We start from the raw sequence: 13,931 nt of genomic DNA, 5'->3' as shown, positions 1-13,931 counted from the left end.
GGGTGCGGACGGGCGGCTCCTGCCGTCCGTCCGCACCCGCCATCGTGTGTTCACCCGGGGTTCGGGGCGCCGTCGCCGGATCGGGGCTGTACCGCGGGCAGGATCCCCGACAGACTGAGCGTCGATCGACCATCAATGCCGATCGATGCGCAGTCGCCTCGCTCAAGGAGGATCCCTTGACCCCGTTCCGCGCCGCCGTCACCCGTGTACGCCGCGCCCTCGCGGCGTCCGCCCTGGCCACCGCCGTGGCCGCCGCCGCGCTCGTCGCGCCGTCCACTGTGTCCACCCGCCTCGCCGAGCCCGCCGCGGCCGCCGTCTACGGCTCCTGCACGCAGTCCCGCTGCGCCGACGCGCGCACCGCGCGGTCCGGCTGGTCCGCGAAGAGCTTCCCGACCAGCCGCGGCTGGTACTCGTGGAGCGGCGGCCGGTGCAACTTCGCCGGCGGCCGGTTCTACAACTACGAGGGACAGCTGCCCACCGGCGCCACCTACCACGAGTACGACGTCTACCCGCGCGCCTGCAACGCCTCCCGGGACGCGTACCGGATCGTGGTCGACAAGAGCACCGGGGCGACCTGGTTCTCGCCCGACCACTACGCCAACTTCTACCGGCTCTGAGCAGCCTCGGCGCCGGCCGGGCCCGCTACGCCCGGTCGGCGCCGCCGGGAAGGGACGGACCATGGGCGCAGCGTCCGCGCAGCCGCCGGCCTGGCTCGTGTACGACGGCCCGCCGCCCGAGCCGGACGGTGTGCCGGTCTCCGGCGCGCAGGCCCGCACCCGGGCCGGGCTGCACGAAACGCTGGCCGGGGCGCTGGATCTGCCCGGCTGGTACGGCCGCAACTGGGACGCCCTCGCCGACGCGCTCGCCGACCGCCTCGACGCCGGTCCGCTGACGCTGGTCGTGGCCGACGCGGCGGACCTGCTCGTCGACGAACCGCCCGCCCAGCTCGGCACGCTGCTGGACGTGCTCGGCGCGGTCGCCGCCGGTGGCCACGAGACGCTGCGGGTGGTGCTGCGCGACGACCCGGACCGGCTGCGCGCCCTGCGTGCCCGCGTCGCCGCCGTGCTGGACGGCCGCGTCGGCGCCCCACCCACCGCCGACTGACCGGGTGCCGTTTCGCCGCCACCTCCCCGAAGCGGCGACCTCGTGCGGTGAGCATGGCCGCCAGCTCGGCGAGGTGGTGGGGTCTGGTGGGTGGGGAGGCCGCCACTTCCCCGTAATGGCGAGCCGGGTGCCAGTTCGGGGAGGTGGCGAGGTCCGGTGGGGGAGGGATGGCGCCACTTCGCGGTGGTGGCGGGTCGGGTGCCAGTTCGGGATGGTGGTGGGGTCTGGTGGGTGGGGATGCCGCCAATTCGGGGTGGTGGCGAGGGCGGGCGCCAGTTCGGGGTGGTGGGCCGGGCGCCGGTTCGGGGAAGTGGCGAAGGTGAAGGTGAGTGCGAGCCGGGTGGTGAGGGCGCGGGTCGCGTCGGTGGCCGGGGCGGGACACGCCGGACCGGGCGAGGTCAGGCGGGCTGGTCGAGGATGGCGCTGAAGCGCTCCTCGGCCAGGTCGAGCTGGGCGAGGATGTGGTGCTTGACCGGTGCCGACAGCGGCGTGTCGGGCCGGGCGACCAGGTCACGGAAGACCGGCACCAGCGGGCGGTACTTGGTGGCGGCGCGGGTCACCTTCGGCCCGACCGTGTGGATCACGCCCACGCCGTTGTCGGTGAAGTCGGACACCTTGATCACCCGGGCCCAGGGTTCCCGTTCCAGGCTGGCCGCCACGTGTTCCCGGTACTGCTCGTCGCGGTCCCGGCCCGGGTCGTACGCGGGGTTGGTGACCGCCGCGACCAGCCGGGCGACCCGCTCCCCGAACCGGTCGGACAGCGCGGCGAGCGCCGCCGGGGTCGCGTCCGCTGCCGAATCGCTGTCGAGCCCGGCCAGTTCGGCGGGGTGGTCCTCGACCGCGTCGTGCAGCAGCCCGGCGACGATCACGTCCACGTCCCGCACCTGGTAGTGGTGCATCAGCCGGATCGCCACCCGCAGCAGGTGGTTGAGGTACGGCTCGCGTACCCGGCGGTCGTCGCGGTGCAGGTCGGCGGCCAGGTCGAGCGCCTCGGTCAGCCGGTCGCGGGCGGTCTCGTCGAACGCCTCGATCTCCAGCCGGAACCGGGCCAGCAGGCCGGGCTCACCGTGGATCTCGGTGATCGCGTGCATCGGCATGGTGGCGAGGTACGCGGGGAACTCCATGCGTCCCTTATAGCTGATCTTCGCTAGATCCGGTGTCCGCCGGGCCGCTCACGTCGCCGCTGAGGCGCTTGACCAGGCGTACGCAGGTGCCCTCCGGCGTGCCGACGATGGTGGCCTCGTCCATCACCCGCGCCATGATCAGCCGCCCGCGCCCCCGGTCGCCGCTGTCGTCGCCGTCGGCCGCGCGCCAGCCGCCCCGGTCGCGTACCTCGATCTCCAGCCGGTCGCCGCGCAGCTCGGCCCGCAGCGTGGTGATGCCCGCCGGGGCGAAGCGGTAGCCGTGCTCGATGGCGTTGGCGCACGCCTCGCCGGTCGCGATGAGCACGGTGTCGACGTCCCAGTCGCTGACGCCCTGGGCGTGCAGCCAGCCGCGCAACCGTTCCCGGGTGGCGGCGAGCCGGGCCGGGTCGGCCGGCAGGTCGATGGTGAGGACCGGACCGACGCCGCCGGATGTCCCACCCGTCACGTCCGGCCCTCCGTCCCGTACCCGTCCCCGGGCCTGGGCGCCCACTCGCGCTGTCACCGCCCGATTCTCACCCTGTTGTCCCCGGTGACCGCCGATTCATTCCCCCGGCGGCGGTGTCCGTCAAACGTGATCATCGCGCATCGGGGGCGGCGTGTCAGCCGGCGGGCCGGTGACGGCGCCGGGCCGGCATCCTCTCGGGGACGCCGGCCCGGGACGAACGGTCCGCTGTCGCGGCGGTCACCCCGACGCCGTCGAGCTGGTGGGCGTGCGGGCTCGGGCCCGAGTCAGAGCGGTAGTCTCCCGGCTCCCGCCCAGGCGTCGACGACGAACGGCACCAGCGGGGCCGGCAGCGGCCGGGCGGCGCGCAGCGTGGGCGTCCACCCGGCGTCACCGCCGAGGTCCGGGTCGTGCGCGGCGTTGTACGCGGCGAGCAGGTCCACCGGCCGGGGCAGCCGGTCACCCTGCCGGACCCAGGTGCCCCGCTCGGTGAGCGCGGTGCCGCCCCAGTCGTAGAGCAGGTCGGCCGGGCCGGTGTCGCCGGTGAGCGTGAAGAAGTTGTTCTCCGCGTACAGCGCGGACTGCACGCCGACGCCGAGGGCGTACGCGAAGCCGGGCCCGCCGAGCCGGTAGTGGTTCTCGTGCACGTCGACCTGGCCGAACCGGACCCGGGGCAGCCGTTGCAGCGTGCCGTCGAACAGGTTGTGCCGCACCGTGACGTCGAGCCGGCCCACGTCCGGGCCGACGGTGTTCGACGAGCCGATGAGCATCACCTTGTCCCGGCCGGTGAACCGGTTCCAGGACACGGTGACCAGGCTGGCGGTGTGCGTGACGTCCACCGAGCCGTCGTGCACCTGCCAGGGCCGCCCGAAGTAGACGGGCTGGGCGCTGTCCGGGTTGTCGCCGTCGGTGAACGTGTTGTGGTCGATCCAGACGTGCTCGCTGCGCCGCACCGAGATCTGGTCGTACTGGGAGTTCCAGTTGCCGGTGTCGCCGTCGGTGGGGGACCAGGCCGGGAAGCAGTCCCGGGCGTCGGCGAACTCGATGTTGCGCACGATCACGTTGTCCACCCGGTCGATCATCAGCGTCAGGCCGGTGAGCCGGGCGCCGCGCAGCCCGACGACAGTGGTGTTCGAGCCGACGTTGATCTGGGTCTGCCGGGTCTGCTCGGCCACCGACCGCACCCGGGCGGCCTCCAACGGCCCGCTCGGGTTGACCCGGCCCCAGGTCGACGGGTCGTACGCGGTCAGGTAGGCGGGCAGCGAGTACTCCGGGTCGGCCAGGTCGGCGCAGTCCAGCGGGGTGCCGTCCGGTCCCTCGAAACCGTCGACTGTCCCGGCCACGTACACGATCTTGGGGGTGGCGTCGGCGGCGTTCGTGGCGTTGTCGCCGCCGAGCGCGGCGACCAGCTCGGCGCGGGTACGCACGACGCGTACCCGGTCCGGCGCGGCGGCCGACCCGCCGGTGGTGCCGGTGCCAGCGGCGGCCCAGCCGTCGTTCGCCGGGAGGCTCTGGCGGCCGATCAACTCGGCGGCCCGGGACGGCCCGGCGGGTGCGGCCGGCGCGGGCGCGGCGGTGGTGAGGACGAGCGCGGCGGCCAGCGCCGCGACGACTGCGGTTCGGGTACGCATGACTCGTTCCGTTCTCCTGGAGGGACATTCACTGCACTGACAGGTCCACCACGTACGGGCGGACCGCCCACGGCACGCCCGCCTCGGACGGCAGCACGCCGGTCTCCGCGGCGGCCCGCAGCACCGTGCCGACGCCCCGCACCATCCGCACCCGCTGCGGGCCGTCGCCCGCCTCGCGTACCAGGTCCCCGTCGAGCAGCGCCGGAACGGGTGCATCCCGCAGCGCGTCCAGCACCGTGGTGAACGGCTCGGTACGCGCCAGCGGCGCGATCAGCGGCGTGCCGTCCGCGCGGTGGTCGAGCAGGTTCGCCAGCAGCCCCCGGCGGCCGGGCACCGGGCGTGGCGCGTGGTCGCCGGGTAGCCGCAGCCGGTCGGTCGGGTACTCCAGCAGCGCCCGTCCGCGCTCGCCGGTGACGAGCACCTCCCCGGGGACGTGCTCCTCGGCGGCGAGGGTGAGCGCGGCCAGCACCGGTGGCCCGGCGTGCGGGGTCAGCCGCAGCACAGTGGTGTCGTCCACCTCGATCGCGCGGACCCGGTAGCGTTCCACAGCGATCCGGGCCGGGCGCACCGGCGCGCCGGTGACCGATTCGGCGACGGCGAGGCACTGCATGAGCGCGTGCGCGAGGGGGTTGGCGAGCGCGCCGTCCAGCGCCGGGCGGCCGTCGACCGACAGTCGCCCGGCCCAGAGGGAGCGGGCGTAGTAGGCGTCCGGGCGCTGCCAGGCGGCGAGCGTGGCGATGCCGGTGACCGGACCGAGCCGCCCGAGCGCGCCGGTCAGTTCGGTCAGCGCGGCCGAGCCGAGCGCCTGGAAGTTGACCTGCACGGCCCGGCCGGCGGCGGCCGCGGCCTCGGCGAGCGTCCGGTGCTCGGCGAGGTCGAGCACGGGCGGCTTCTCCAGCAGGAGGTCCGCCCCGGCGGTGAGCACGTCGAGCGCGATCGGCAGGTGGGTGTGCGGCGGCGTGCAGACCACCACCACGTCGGGCCGGACAGCGGCGAGCATGACCCGGTGATCGGTGAAGACGGCCGCGTCCGGCGGGACCGGTGCGTCCGGCTCGGCCTCCAGGGGGCGTGCGTCGACGAGCGCGACCAGGCGCGCCCGTCCGGCCGCGTGCAGCGCCGCGATGGTCCGGCGGTGCCAGCGGCCGTGCCCGTTCGCCCCGATCAGGGCCACCCGCGGCGGCCCGCCGCCGCTCACCGGCCACCCCCGGCCCGTCGCCCGCAGGGCATCGCCGGACGGCCGCCGCTCACCGGCCACCCCCGGCCCGTCGCCCGCAGGGCATCGCCGGACGGCCGCCGCTCACCACGCGCCGCCGCTCACCGGGCGTCCGCCAGTGTCGCCCGGACGCCGTGCCGTTCCAGCGCGGTGAGCCAGCCGGTCACGTCGGCGCGGAACTCGTCGTCGGCGGCCAGGTCGGCGGGAAACACCTCGCGCAGTGCGAAGACCGCGTCGACCACCCCGGCGGGGGTGTGCGCCCCGGCGGCGAGCGCGGCGCGCAGCCGGTCGGCGAGCGGGTCGTCCAGCGGCAGCGGCCGTCCGTCGTCGGCGTACCCGAGCAGGAACCGCAGCCACCCGGCCACCACGAGCGCGCTCCACCGCGCCGACCGGCCGGCCGCGCGCAGGTCGGCGACGGTGTGCAGCACCCGCTGCGGCAGCTTCTGCGAGCCGTCCATGGCGACCTGCGTCGTCCGGTACCGGATCGCCGGGTTGCCGAAACGGGCCAGCACCTGCTCGCCGTAGTCGGCCACGTCGGCACCGGGCGGCGGGGTGAAGCTCGGCGCGATCTCCTCGGCGAGCAGCCGCCGCAGCACCGCGTCCAGGTGCGGCAGCGTCAGCGCCTCGGCCACCGTCTCCGCGCCGGCCAGCGCCCCCAGGTACGCGGTGGCGGAGTGCACGCCGTTCAGTGCCCGCAGTTTCAGCCGCTCCCACGGGCCGGCGTCGCCGGTGAGGATCGCGCCGGAGCGTTCCCAGGCCGGGCGCCCGCCGGGGAAGTCGTTTTCGATCACCCACTGCGACCACGGTTCGGCGGCGACCGCCGCCAGATCGGTCATGCCCAGCGCCCGCCGGGCGGTGTCCCGGGTCTCGTCGGTGCTGGCCGGCACGATCCGGTCGACCATGGTGCCGGGGCAGGTCACCGCCGTGAGCACCCGCTCGGCTGTCGCGTCCGGCACCCGGGCCAGCGCGAGGCACTGCTCGACCAGACCGCGCAGCCGCCGCCCGTTGGCGGGCAGGTTGTCGCAGCTCACCAGCGCGATCGGCCCGGCGTCGGCGGCGGCGCGGGCGAGCAGCCCGCGGACCAGCAGACCCGGCACGGTACGCGGGGGACGGCCGGTGGTCAGGTCGGCGGTCAGGTCCGCGTCCACAGTCAGCGCGGCGGTCACCGGATCAAGCCGGTACGCCTTCTCCGTCACCGTCAGCGTGACCACCCGGATCGCCGGGTCGGCGAGCAGGCCGACCACCGCGTCCGGGTCGCTCGCGGCGTGCCGTACCCCGGCGAGCGCGCCGACCACCCGGGTGGCCGCGCCGTCGGCGGCGAGCGTGGTGACGCTGAACAGGCAGTCCTGCGCGGCCAGGGCGTAGACCACGCCGGTGCTGCGCGGCGCGACGCCGATGATGCCCCAGTCGCCGCCGGCCGCGCCGACCGCCGCCTCGGTGTGCACCGCCTGGTGGGCGCGGTGGAACGCGCCGACGCCGAGGTGGACGATGCCGGCCGGCACGGTGCCGGGGCGCAGCAGCGGCCGGGACTCCGGCGGCAGGTGGCGCAGTGTGGACAGGCAGAGCCGGTCGGGGGTCAGCGCCACGCCGGGCCGTCCGGGAAGCGGAACCGCGCGATCGACTCCGGGCGCATGGTGGCGCTGTAGCCGGGCGCGGTGGGCAGCAGGTAGCGCCCGCCCCGGGTGCGGACCGGGTCGGTGAAGTGTTCGTGCAGGTGGTCGACGTACTCGACCATGCGGCCGTCCAGGCTCGTGCCGACCCGCAGGTGGTCGAAGATCGCGAGGTGCTGCACGTACTCGCACAGGCCGACGCCGCCGGCGTGCGGGCACACCGGCACGCCGAACTTCGCGGCCAGCAGCAGTTCGGCGAGCACCTCGTCCACGCCGCCGACCCGGCAGGCGTCCACCTGCATGACACCGATCGCCTCGGCCTGGAGCAACTGTTTGAAGATCACCTTGTTGGCGGCGACCTCGCCGGTGGCGACCCGGCAGCGCCCGCCGGTCAGCTCGGTCACCGCACGGGCGATCCGGGCGTGCCCCAGTACGTCGTCGGCGTGCGTGGGCTCCTCGATCCAGTACGGGTCGACCTCGGCGAGCACGCCCATCGCGGCGATCGCCTCGTCCACGTCCCACACCTGGTTGGCGTCCATCATGAGCAGCGCGTCCGGGCCGATCTCGGCCCGGATGACCCGGGCCCGCCGCAGGTCGTCCTCGATCCGCCCGCCGACCTTCATCTTCATCGCGCGCCACCCCGAGGCGTACGCGTCGCGGGTCAGCGCGCGCACCTGCTCGTCGGGGTAGCCGAGCCAGCCCACCGAGGTGGTGTAGGAGGGGAACCCGTCACGTTCCAGCCCGGCCAGCCGGTCGGCGAGCCCGTCGCGTCCCCTGTCCAGGACGGCCGTCGCCTCGTCGGGGGTGAGCGCATCGGTGATGTGGTGGAAGTCGATCGTGGCGACCAGTTCGTCGGTGGGCGCCTCGGCGAGGAACCGCCACATCGGCTTGCCGGCGAGCTTGGCGCGCAGGTCCCAGACCGCGTTGACGAGCGCGCCGGTGGCCATGTGGATCACCCCCTTCTCCGGGCCGAGCCAGCGCAGTTGCACGTCCGCGGTGAGCGAGCGCCAGAACGCCACCGGTTCGGCGGCGATCTCGGCGACCGTGCGTCCCCGGACGTGGTGGGCGAGCGCGCGGACCGCCGCGCAGGTGATCTCGTTGCCCCGCCCGTTGGTGAACGTGAACCCGGTGCCGGTCGGTCCGCCGCCGGTGGTCAGCTCCACGTACGTGGCCGAGTAGTCGCCCCTGTTGATCGCGTCCGAGCCGTCGCCGCTGGCCGCGGTGGGGAAGCGCACGTCGTGCACCTCGACGTCGACGATTGTGGTCATGCGGGCCCACCTCCGAACTTGAAGACCTGCTTCGGCAGCCGGTACGCCAGGTCGACGATGGTCTCGGCGGCCTCGTCCCCGGTCAGCCGGTGCTCGGCGACGAGGCGGGCGAGGAATCCGGCGTCGACCCGGCGGGCCACGTCGTGGCGTACCGGGATGGAACAGAACGCGCGGGTGTCGTCGACGAACCCGGCGGTGTTGTAGAAGCCCGCGGTCTCGGTGACCGCCTCCCGGAACCGGCGCAGCACCTCGGGGGAGTCCAGGAACCACCAGGGCGCGCCGAGGCGCAGCGCCGCGTACCCGCCCGCGAGAGGGGCGAGTTCCCTGGTGAACGTGTCCTCGTCGAGCGTGTAGAGCACCACTGTGAGCCGCGGGTCGTTGCCGTGCGCGTCCAGCAGCGGCGCGAGGCCGTGCACGTACTCGGTGGCCTGCGGCACGTCGCCGCCCACGTCGCGGCCGTGCCGGGCGTGCAGCCACCGGTTGTGGTTGCGGACCGCGCCGGGGTGCAGCTGCATGACCAGGCCGTCGTCGAGCGACATCCGGGCGAACTCCAGCAGCATGTGCGCCCGGAACGCCTCGGCGTCGGCGGCGTCGGCCAGGCCGCGCCGGCCCTTGTCGTACAGCGCCGCGGCCTGCGCCGGGCCGAGATCGAGGGTACGGGCGGTGGGGTGCCCGTGGTCGGACGAGGTGGCCCCGGCGGCGGCGAACGCCTCCCGCCGTGCCCGCAGCGCGGCCAGGTAACCGGCGTACGTGCCGGTGTCCTCGCCGGAGACCTCGGCGAGCCGGTCCACGTTCGCGGCCCAGTCGCCGAACTCCATGTCCACCACGTCGTCGGGGCGGAACGTGGTGACCACCCGGCCGCCCGGCCCGCCCCAGCCGTCGGCGGCGAGTTTGGCGTGCCGGCCCAGGTCGTCCAGCGGCGACTCGGTGGTGGCGAGCACCTCGATGCCGAAGCGTTCGAACAGCGCCCGGGGCCGGAACCCCGGTTCGGCCAGGCGCGCGGCGAGCGCGTCGTAGACGGCGTCGGCGGTGGCCGGGCCCAGCGGCGTGTCGACGCCGAAGACGTGCCGGAACGTCTGCTCCAGCCACAGCCGCGACGGGGTGCCGCGGAACAGGTGCCAGTGCGCGGCGAAGCGCCGCCAGATGGTCCGCCCGTCGGTCTCCACCGGGCTGCCGTCGACGCTGGGCACGCCCAGGTCGGCCGGGGGTACGCCCTGGCTGAGCAGCATCCGGGTCAGGTAGTGGTCGGGCACGACGAGCAGCCGGGCCGGATCGGGGAACGGCTGGTCCTCGGCCAGCAGCCCGGGGTCGACGTGCCCGTGCGGGGAGATGAGCGGCTGCTCGGCGGCGAGCGCGTACAGCTCGCGGGCCAGGGCGCGCAGCCCGGGCTCGGCGGGCAGCAGCAGGTCGCCGCGGGGGATGATCGGCACAGCGAGGGCTCCTCGGTCAGGGCAGGGTGAGCAGGTCGGCGACCCGGACGGGCACGCCGGTCTCCAGCGAACGGTTCGCGGCCAGGCCGGTGAGCAGCGCGAGCGCCCCGTCCCGGGCGGTGGCGGCCCGGCCGAGCGGGTCGGGTTCGCCGCCGAGCAGCACCCGGGTCATCCGGGCGTCCGCACCGCCGTGCCCGCGCCGGGTCCAGCCCTCGACCGGGATCTCCTGCGGCGGCGCCCAGAACGGGCGCAGCGTGAGCCGGGCCGCGCCCTGCTCGACGGCGGCCTCGTCGCCGTGCAGCGCCGCGCCCTTGAGCGCTCCGGCGACGGACGGACTGACGTGGTCGCTCTCGGTCACCTCCAGTTCGAGGCGGCCCCGGCTGCCGTTGACCATGACCCGGTAGCCCTCCCAGGGGGCGTACGCGGTGAGGCGGTAGGTCATGGTGGCGCCGGTGTCGTAGCGGGCCAGCACCGCCAGGTCGTCCTCGATGGTCACGCCGGGGGCGAAGACGTTGCGGTCGCGGTGGTAGCCGTCCTCGGCCTCGGCGTCGAGGTACAGCTCGCGCAGCCGCGGGTGGTCGGCCAGCCGCAGCGCGAACGGGTCGCCGTCGGCGGCGGGGGAGCCGTGCGCCCGGTCGTAGTCGCGGGCGTAGCCGTGCCGGCGGCCGTCCTCGCCGTAGAAGAACAGCCGGCCGTACGCGTGCACCTCGACCGGGCGGGCGTCGAGCCACCAGTTGACCAGATCGAAGTGGTGACCGGACTTGTGCACGAGCAGGCCGCCGGAGACGGACTTGTCCCGGTGCCAGCGGCGGAAGTAGTCGGCGCCGTGGCGCACGTCGAGCAGCCACTCGAAGTGCACCGATCCGATCTCGCCCACCGCGCCGTCGGCCAGTAGCCGCCGGAACTGTTCGTGCAGCGGGTTGTAGCGGTAGTTGAACGCGACTGTGACGCGCCGGCCGGTCTCGGCGACCGCGTCCAGGATGCGGCGGCACCGTTCGGCGTCGACAGTCATCGGCTTCTCGACGACCACGTCGCAGCCGGCCCGCAGCGCCGCCGTCACGTACTCGTCGTGGGTGGCGTCCACGCTGGTCACCAGCACCACGTCGACGCGCTCCTCGGCGAGCACGGCGGCGAAGTCACCGGCGGCGTACGTGGGCACCGGCGGGTGGCCCAGCTCCGCCAGCCAGCGGTTGTGCGCGTCCATCCGGGCCTGGTTGACGTCGGCGAGCGCGACCAGCTCGGCGGTGTCGGCGTGGTCGAGCGCGAGGGCGCGGACGAACATCTCGGCGCGTGCCCCGGCGCCCACCAGGGCGTGGCGGACCCGTTCCCGGGCCGGTGGTGACATGACGTCGGCCTCCCCGGCAGTCGGCTGCAAAGGTTTGCAGCCGAAGAAACCACGACGATGGATGCGTCGTCAACGGTCGCCACCCAACCCGCCCTATCCATCCGCATTGATGGGCATTCCTGCACACGACGGGAACGCCTGTGCAATCGAGCCGCAACAATGGACCGTTGACACGGGCGCAACCGTTTGCATTAATGGGCGGCACCCGTGACCCCCACCACATCGGACGAGGGAGCCCGCCGTGCCAGCCACCATCCGGGACGTCGCCCGCGCCTCCGGTGTGCACATCTCCACCGTGTCCCGCACGTTCTCGGCCCCGCACCTGGTCAACCCGGAGACCCGGGTCCGGGTGCTGGCCTGCGCGGAGGACCTCGGCTACCGGCCCAACCGGGCCGCCCGGGCCCTCATCACCGGCCGTACCCACAACATCGGCCTGATCGTGGCCGACATCGCCAACCCGTTCTTCCCGCCGCTGATCAAGGCGGCGGAGGGGCAGGCCCGGCACCGCGACTACCACGTCTTCGTGGCCGACACCAACGAGGACCCGGTCGCCGAGGAGGACCTGGTCCACGCCCTGGCCAAGCAGGTCGACGGCGTGTTGCTGTGCAGCCCCCGGATGAGCAACAGCCTGATCGAGCAGGTCAGCCGCGAGGTACCGGTGGTGGTGATAAACCGCCAGGTCGCCGGCCTGCCCTGCGTGATGATGGACGTCGGGCAGGGGGCCCGGGCCGCGATCGAGCACCTGCTCGGGCTCGGTCACCGCCGGATCGCGCTGCTCGGCGGTCCGCGCGGCTCCTGGACCGCCCGGGAGATGCGCCGCGCCGCGACCGCCGCCGCCCGGGGCGGGGGAGCGGAGCTGACAGTCCTCGGACCCAACCAGCCCACCGAGACCGGCGGCGGCGCGCTCGCCGAGCAGGTACGCCGCAGCGGCGTCACCGCCGTGCTCGCCTACAACGACCTGATGGCGATCGGCCTGATCGAAGGGCTGGACGCGCTCGGGGCGCGGGTGCCGCACGACGTCAGCGTCGTCGGCGTGGACGACATCGCGCTGAGCCGGCTCACCCGCCCCAAGTTGACGACGGTGGCCACGCCGACCGCGGCCGCCGGCCGGACGGCCGTCGACATGCTGCTGCAACTCGACTCCGACGCGCCGCGCGGTGCCCGGGGCCGGGGCACGGCGGCCGGCGACCGTCGCACCACCGCACAGGTAATGCTCCAGACCGAACTGGTCGTCCGCGACTCGACCGGGCCCGTCCCCGCGCCCGGCCGGGACGGCACCGGAGCCTGAGCAGGTGGCCCGGGCCCGCACAGCCTTGCGGACCCGGGCGGCCCGTGGACGGCCGCCGGTGACGTCGTCGCCTCCCACAGCCGAGGAGTGAGCGCAGATGCACCCCGCAACGTCCCCCACCGCCGGCGCACCCGCCGGGCGGGATCACCGTACCCCCCTGACCCGACGCCGGCTCGTCCGCGGCCTGGCCGCCGTCGCGCTCGCCGTGCCCCTCGCCCTGGGCGCGGCCGGCTGCGGCGACGACGAGGCCGGCGGCGACGGCGGCCCGGTCAAACTCTCCGTCTTCTGGTGGGGCGGTGAGGCTCGGGCCAAGCTCACCGAGGACGCCCTGGCCCTCTACACCAGGAAGCACCCGGACGTGACGTTCGAGAAGACCTGGCAGGCCAACCAGGGCTACTTCGACAAGCTCGCCACACTGACCGCCGGCGGCAACCCGCCCGACCTGTTCCAGATCGACGACAACTACCTGGCCGAGTACGCCGGCCGCAGCACCACGCTCGACCTGGGCAGCTACCGCGACTCCGGCAAGCTCGACGTGTCGAGGTTCCCCCGGAGCCTGCTGGAGTACGGCGTGGTCGACGGCAAGCTCGCCGGTGTGGCCGCCGGGGAGAACACGCAGGGCCTGGTCTACAACAAGACGCTGTTGCAGAAGAACGGGCTGCCCGAGCCGACCACCGGGATGAGCTGGGAGGAGCACATCGCCTGGGCCGAGCAGGTGGCGAAGAAGACGAAGGTGCCCGGCACCCAGGACCCGAGCGCCGACTACAAGGCGCTCTGGGTGTGGCTGCGCCAGCAGGGCAAGGACCTGTACAAGGGCAAGGAACTCGGCTTCACCACCGAGGACGTGACGAGGTGGTTCGAGCTGTGGAAGGGCGCGCGGGACCGGGGCGCCACCCCGACGCCGGACGTCATCCACGAGGGCAACTCCAGCGACATCACCAAGCAACTGGTGGTCACCGGCAAGTCGGCCACCTCCTGGGTCTGGGTCAACCAGATGCCGGACCTGAAGAAGAACACCAAGGACGAGCTGGGCGTGGTCGCGTACCCGGGTGACCCGAGCGCGCAGTGGGCGCGCGCCTCGATGTACTGGTCGGTGTTCAAGGGCAGCAAGCACAAGGACGTCGCGGTCGATGTGATCAACTTCCTGAACAACGACCCGGAGGCGGTGGCGCTGCTCGGCACCGACCGCGGCCTGCCGTCGAACATGGACCTGCGCGCCAAGGTCAGCGAGACCGCCACCGACCCGGCCATGAAGCAGTCCATCCAGGTCGAGTCCGACCTGGCGCAGAAGTTCGGTGGCTCGCCCCAGGTGCCGATCAAGGGGCACAGCAAGGTCAGGTCCGAACTGGTCAAGGCCGCCGAGAACGCCCAGTACGGCCGCGCCGCCCCGGCCCAGGCGGCGGAGCAGTTCGTCGCCGCCTGCACGTCCGCGATCGCCTGACCCCACGAAAGGAC

General features: G+C 74.2%; 12 protein-coding genes. 4 read left to right on the top strand and 8 right to left on the bottom strand.

Going from position 1 to position 13,931, the window contains the following annotated elements:
* Positions 1 to 176 precede the first annotated feature (176 nt).
* Together O7622_RS21290 and O7622_RS21285 are read left to right on the top strand one after the other, a co-directional pair.
* On the top strand, positions 177 to 617 hold the full coding sequence (locus O7622_RS21290) for a ribonuclease domain-containing protein (RefSeq protein WP_282309938.1): 441 nt from the start codon (positions 177 to 179) through the stop codon (positions 615 to 617).
* A 61-nt stretch (positions 618 to 678) separates the two neighbouring features.
* Positions 679 to 1,104, top strand: coding sequence for a barstar family protein (locus O7622_RS21285; RefSeq protein WP_282309936.1), 426 nt, complete (start codon positions 679 to 681; stop codon positions 1,102 to 1,104).
* 398 nt (positions 1,105 to 1,502) lie between these two features.
* Here O7622_RS21285 and O7622_RS21280 read toward each other — a convergent pair whose 3' ends face one another.
* From O7622_RS21280 to O7622_RS21245, 8 genes are all read right to left on the bottom strand, one after another.
* Entirely contained in the window at positions 1,503 to 2,228 is a 726-nt protein-coding gene (locus O7622_RS21280) for an HD domain-containing protein (protein ID WP_282309934.1), read from the bottom strand.
* A 7-nt stretch (positions 2,229 to 2,235) separates the two neighbouring features.
* Entirely contained in the window at positions 2,236 to 2,751 is a 516-nt protein-coding gene (locus tag O7622_RS21275) for an ATP-binding protein (protein WP_282309932.1), read from the bottom strand.
* A gap of 227 nt (positions 2,752 to 2,978) precedes the next feature.
* Positions 2,979 to 4,322, bottom strand: coding sequence for a pectate lyase (locus O7622_RS21270; RefSeq protein ID WP_282309930.1), 1,344 nt, complete (start codon positions 4,320 to 4,322; stop codon positions 2,979 to 2,981).
* Between the two features lie 28 nt (positions 4,323 to 4,350).
* On the bottom strand, positions 4,351 to 5,517 hold the full coding sequence (locus O7622_RS21265) for a Gfo/Idh/MocA family oxidoreductase (protein WP_282309929.1): 1,167 nt from the start codon (positions 5,515 to 5,517) through the stop codon (positions 4,351 to 4,353).
* Between the two features lie 119 nt (positions 5,518 to 5,636).
* Positions 5,637 to 7,121: a mannitol dehydrogenase family protein gene (locus tag O7622_RS21260; RefSeq protein ID WP_282309928.1), complete on the bottom strand. Its 1,485-nt coding sequence runs from the start codon at positions 7,119 to 7,121 to the stop codon at positions 5,637 to 5,639.
* Positions 7,112 to 8,413, bottom strand: a complete 1,302-nt coding sequence (locus tag O7622_RS21255; protein WP_282309927.1) for an enolase C-terminal domain-like protein — start codon at positions 8,411 to 8,413, stop codon at positions 7,112 to 7,114. Before O7622_RS21255 ends, O7622_RS21260 begins: the two co-directional genes overlap by 10 nt.
* Positions 8,410 to 9,843 carry a glucuronate isomerase gene (gene uxaC / locus O7622_RS21250; RefSeq protein WP_282309925.1) on the bottom strand — a complete coding sequence of 478 codons (1,434 nt, stop codon included), beginning with the start codon at positions 9,841 to 9,843 and terminating at the stop codon, positions 8,410 to 8,412. The genes O7622_RS21255 and uxaC overlap by 4 nt, the downstream gene beginning before the upstream one ends.
* 16 nt (positions 9,844 to 9,859) lie before the next feature.
* The gene (locus O7622_RS21245) at positions 9,860 to 11,188 is read right to left on the bottom strand and encodes a Gfo/Idh/MocA family oxidoreductase (protein WP_282309923.1); all 1,329 of its coding nucleotides are present in this window, start codon (positions 11,186 to 11,188) and stop codon (positions 9,860 to 9,862) included.
* 241 nt (positions 11,189 to 11,429) lie between these two features.
* On the opposite strand from O7622_RS21245, the gene O7622_RS21240 reads away from it, so the two are divergent.
* On the top strand, positions 11,430 to 12,476 hold the full coding sequence (locus O7622_RS21240) for a LacI family DNA-binding transcriptional regulator (RefSeq protein WP_282309921.1): 1,047 nt from the start codon (positions 11,430 to 11,432) through the stop codon (positions 12,474 to 12,476).
* 97 nt (positions 12,477 to 12,573) lie between these two features.
* The gene (locus O7622_RS21235) at positions 12,574 to 13,917 is read left to right on the top strand and encodes an extracellular solute-binding protein (RefSeq protein ID WP_282309920.1); all 1,344 of its coding nucleotides are present in this window, start codon (positions 12,574 to 12,576) and stop codon (positions 13,915 to 13,917) included.
* Positions 13,918 to 13,931: the final 14 nt, after the last annotated feature.

This window comes from Micromonospora sp. WMMD1076 (genome assembly GCF_029581475.1).
Classification (GTDB): domain Bacteria; phylum Actinomycetota; class Actinomycetes; order Mycobacteriales; family Micromonosporaceae; genus Micromonospora; species Micromonospora aurantiaca.
This window is presented reverse-complemented; position numbering and strand designations above follow the sequence as displayed.

Coding starts and splice junctions, on each gene's coding strand:
- O7622_RS21285 (WP_282309936.1), top strand. CDS start 679: ATGGGCGCAGCGTCCGCGCAGCCGCCGGCCTGGCTCGTGTACGACGGC.
- O7622_RS21280 (WP_282309934.1), bottom strand. CDS start 2,228: ATGGAGTTCCCCGCGTACCTCGCCACCATGCCGATGCACGCGATCACC.
- O7622_RS21270 (WP_282309930.1), bottom strand. CDS start 4,322: ATGCGTACCCGAACCGCAGTCGTCGCGGCGCTGGCCGCCGCGCTCGTC.
- O7622_RS21255 (WP_282309927.1), bottom strand. CDS start 8,413: ATGACCACAATCGTCGACGTCGAGGTGCACGACGTGCGCTTCCCCACC.
- O7622_RS21245 (WP_282309923.1), bottom strand. CDS start 11,188: ATGTCACCACCGGCCCGGGAACGGGTCCGCCACGCCCTGGTGGGCGCC.
- O7622_RS21235 (WP_282309920.1), top strand. CDS start 12,574: ATGCACCCCGCAACGTCCCCCACCGCCGGCGCACCCGCCGGGCGGGAT.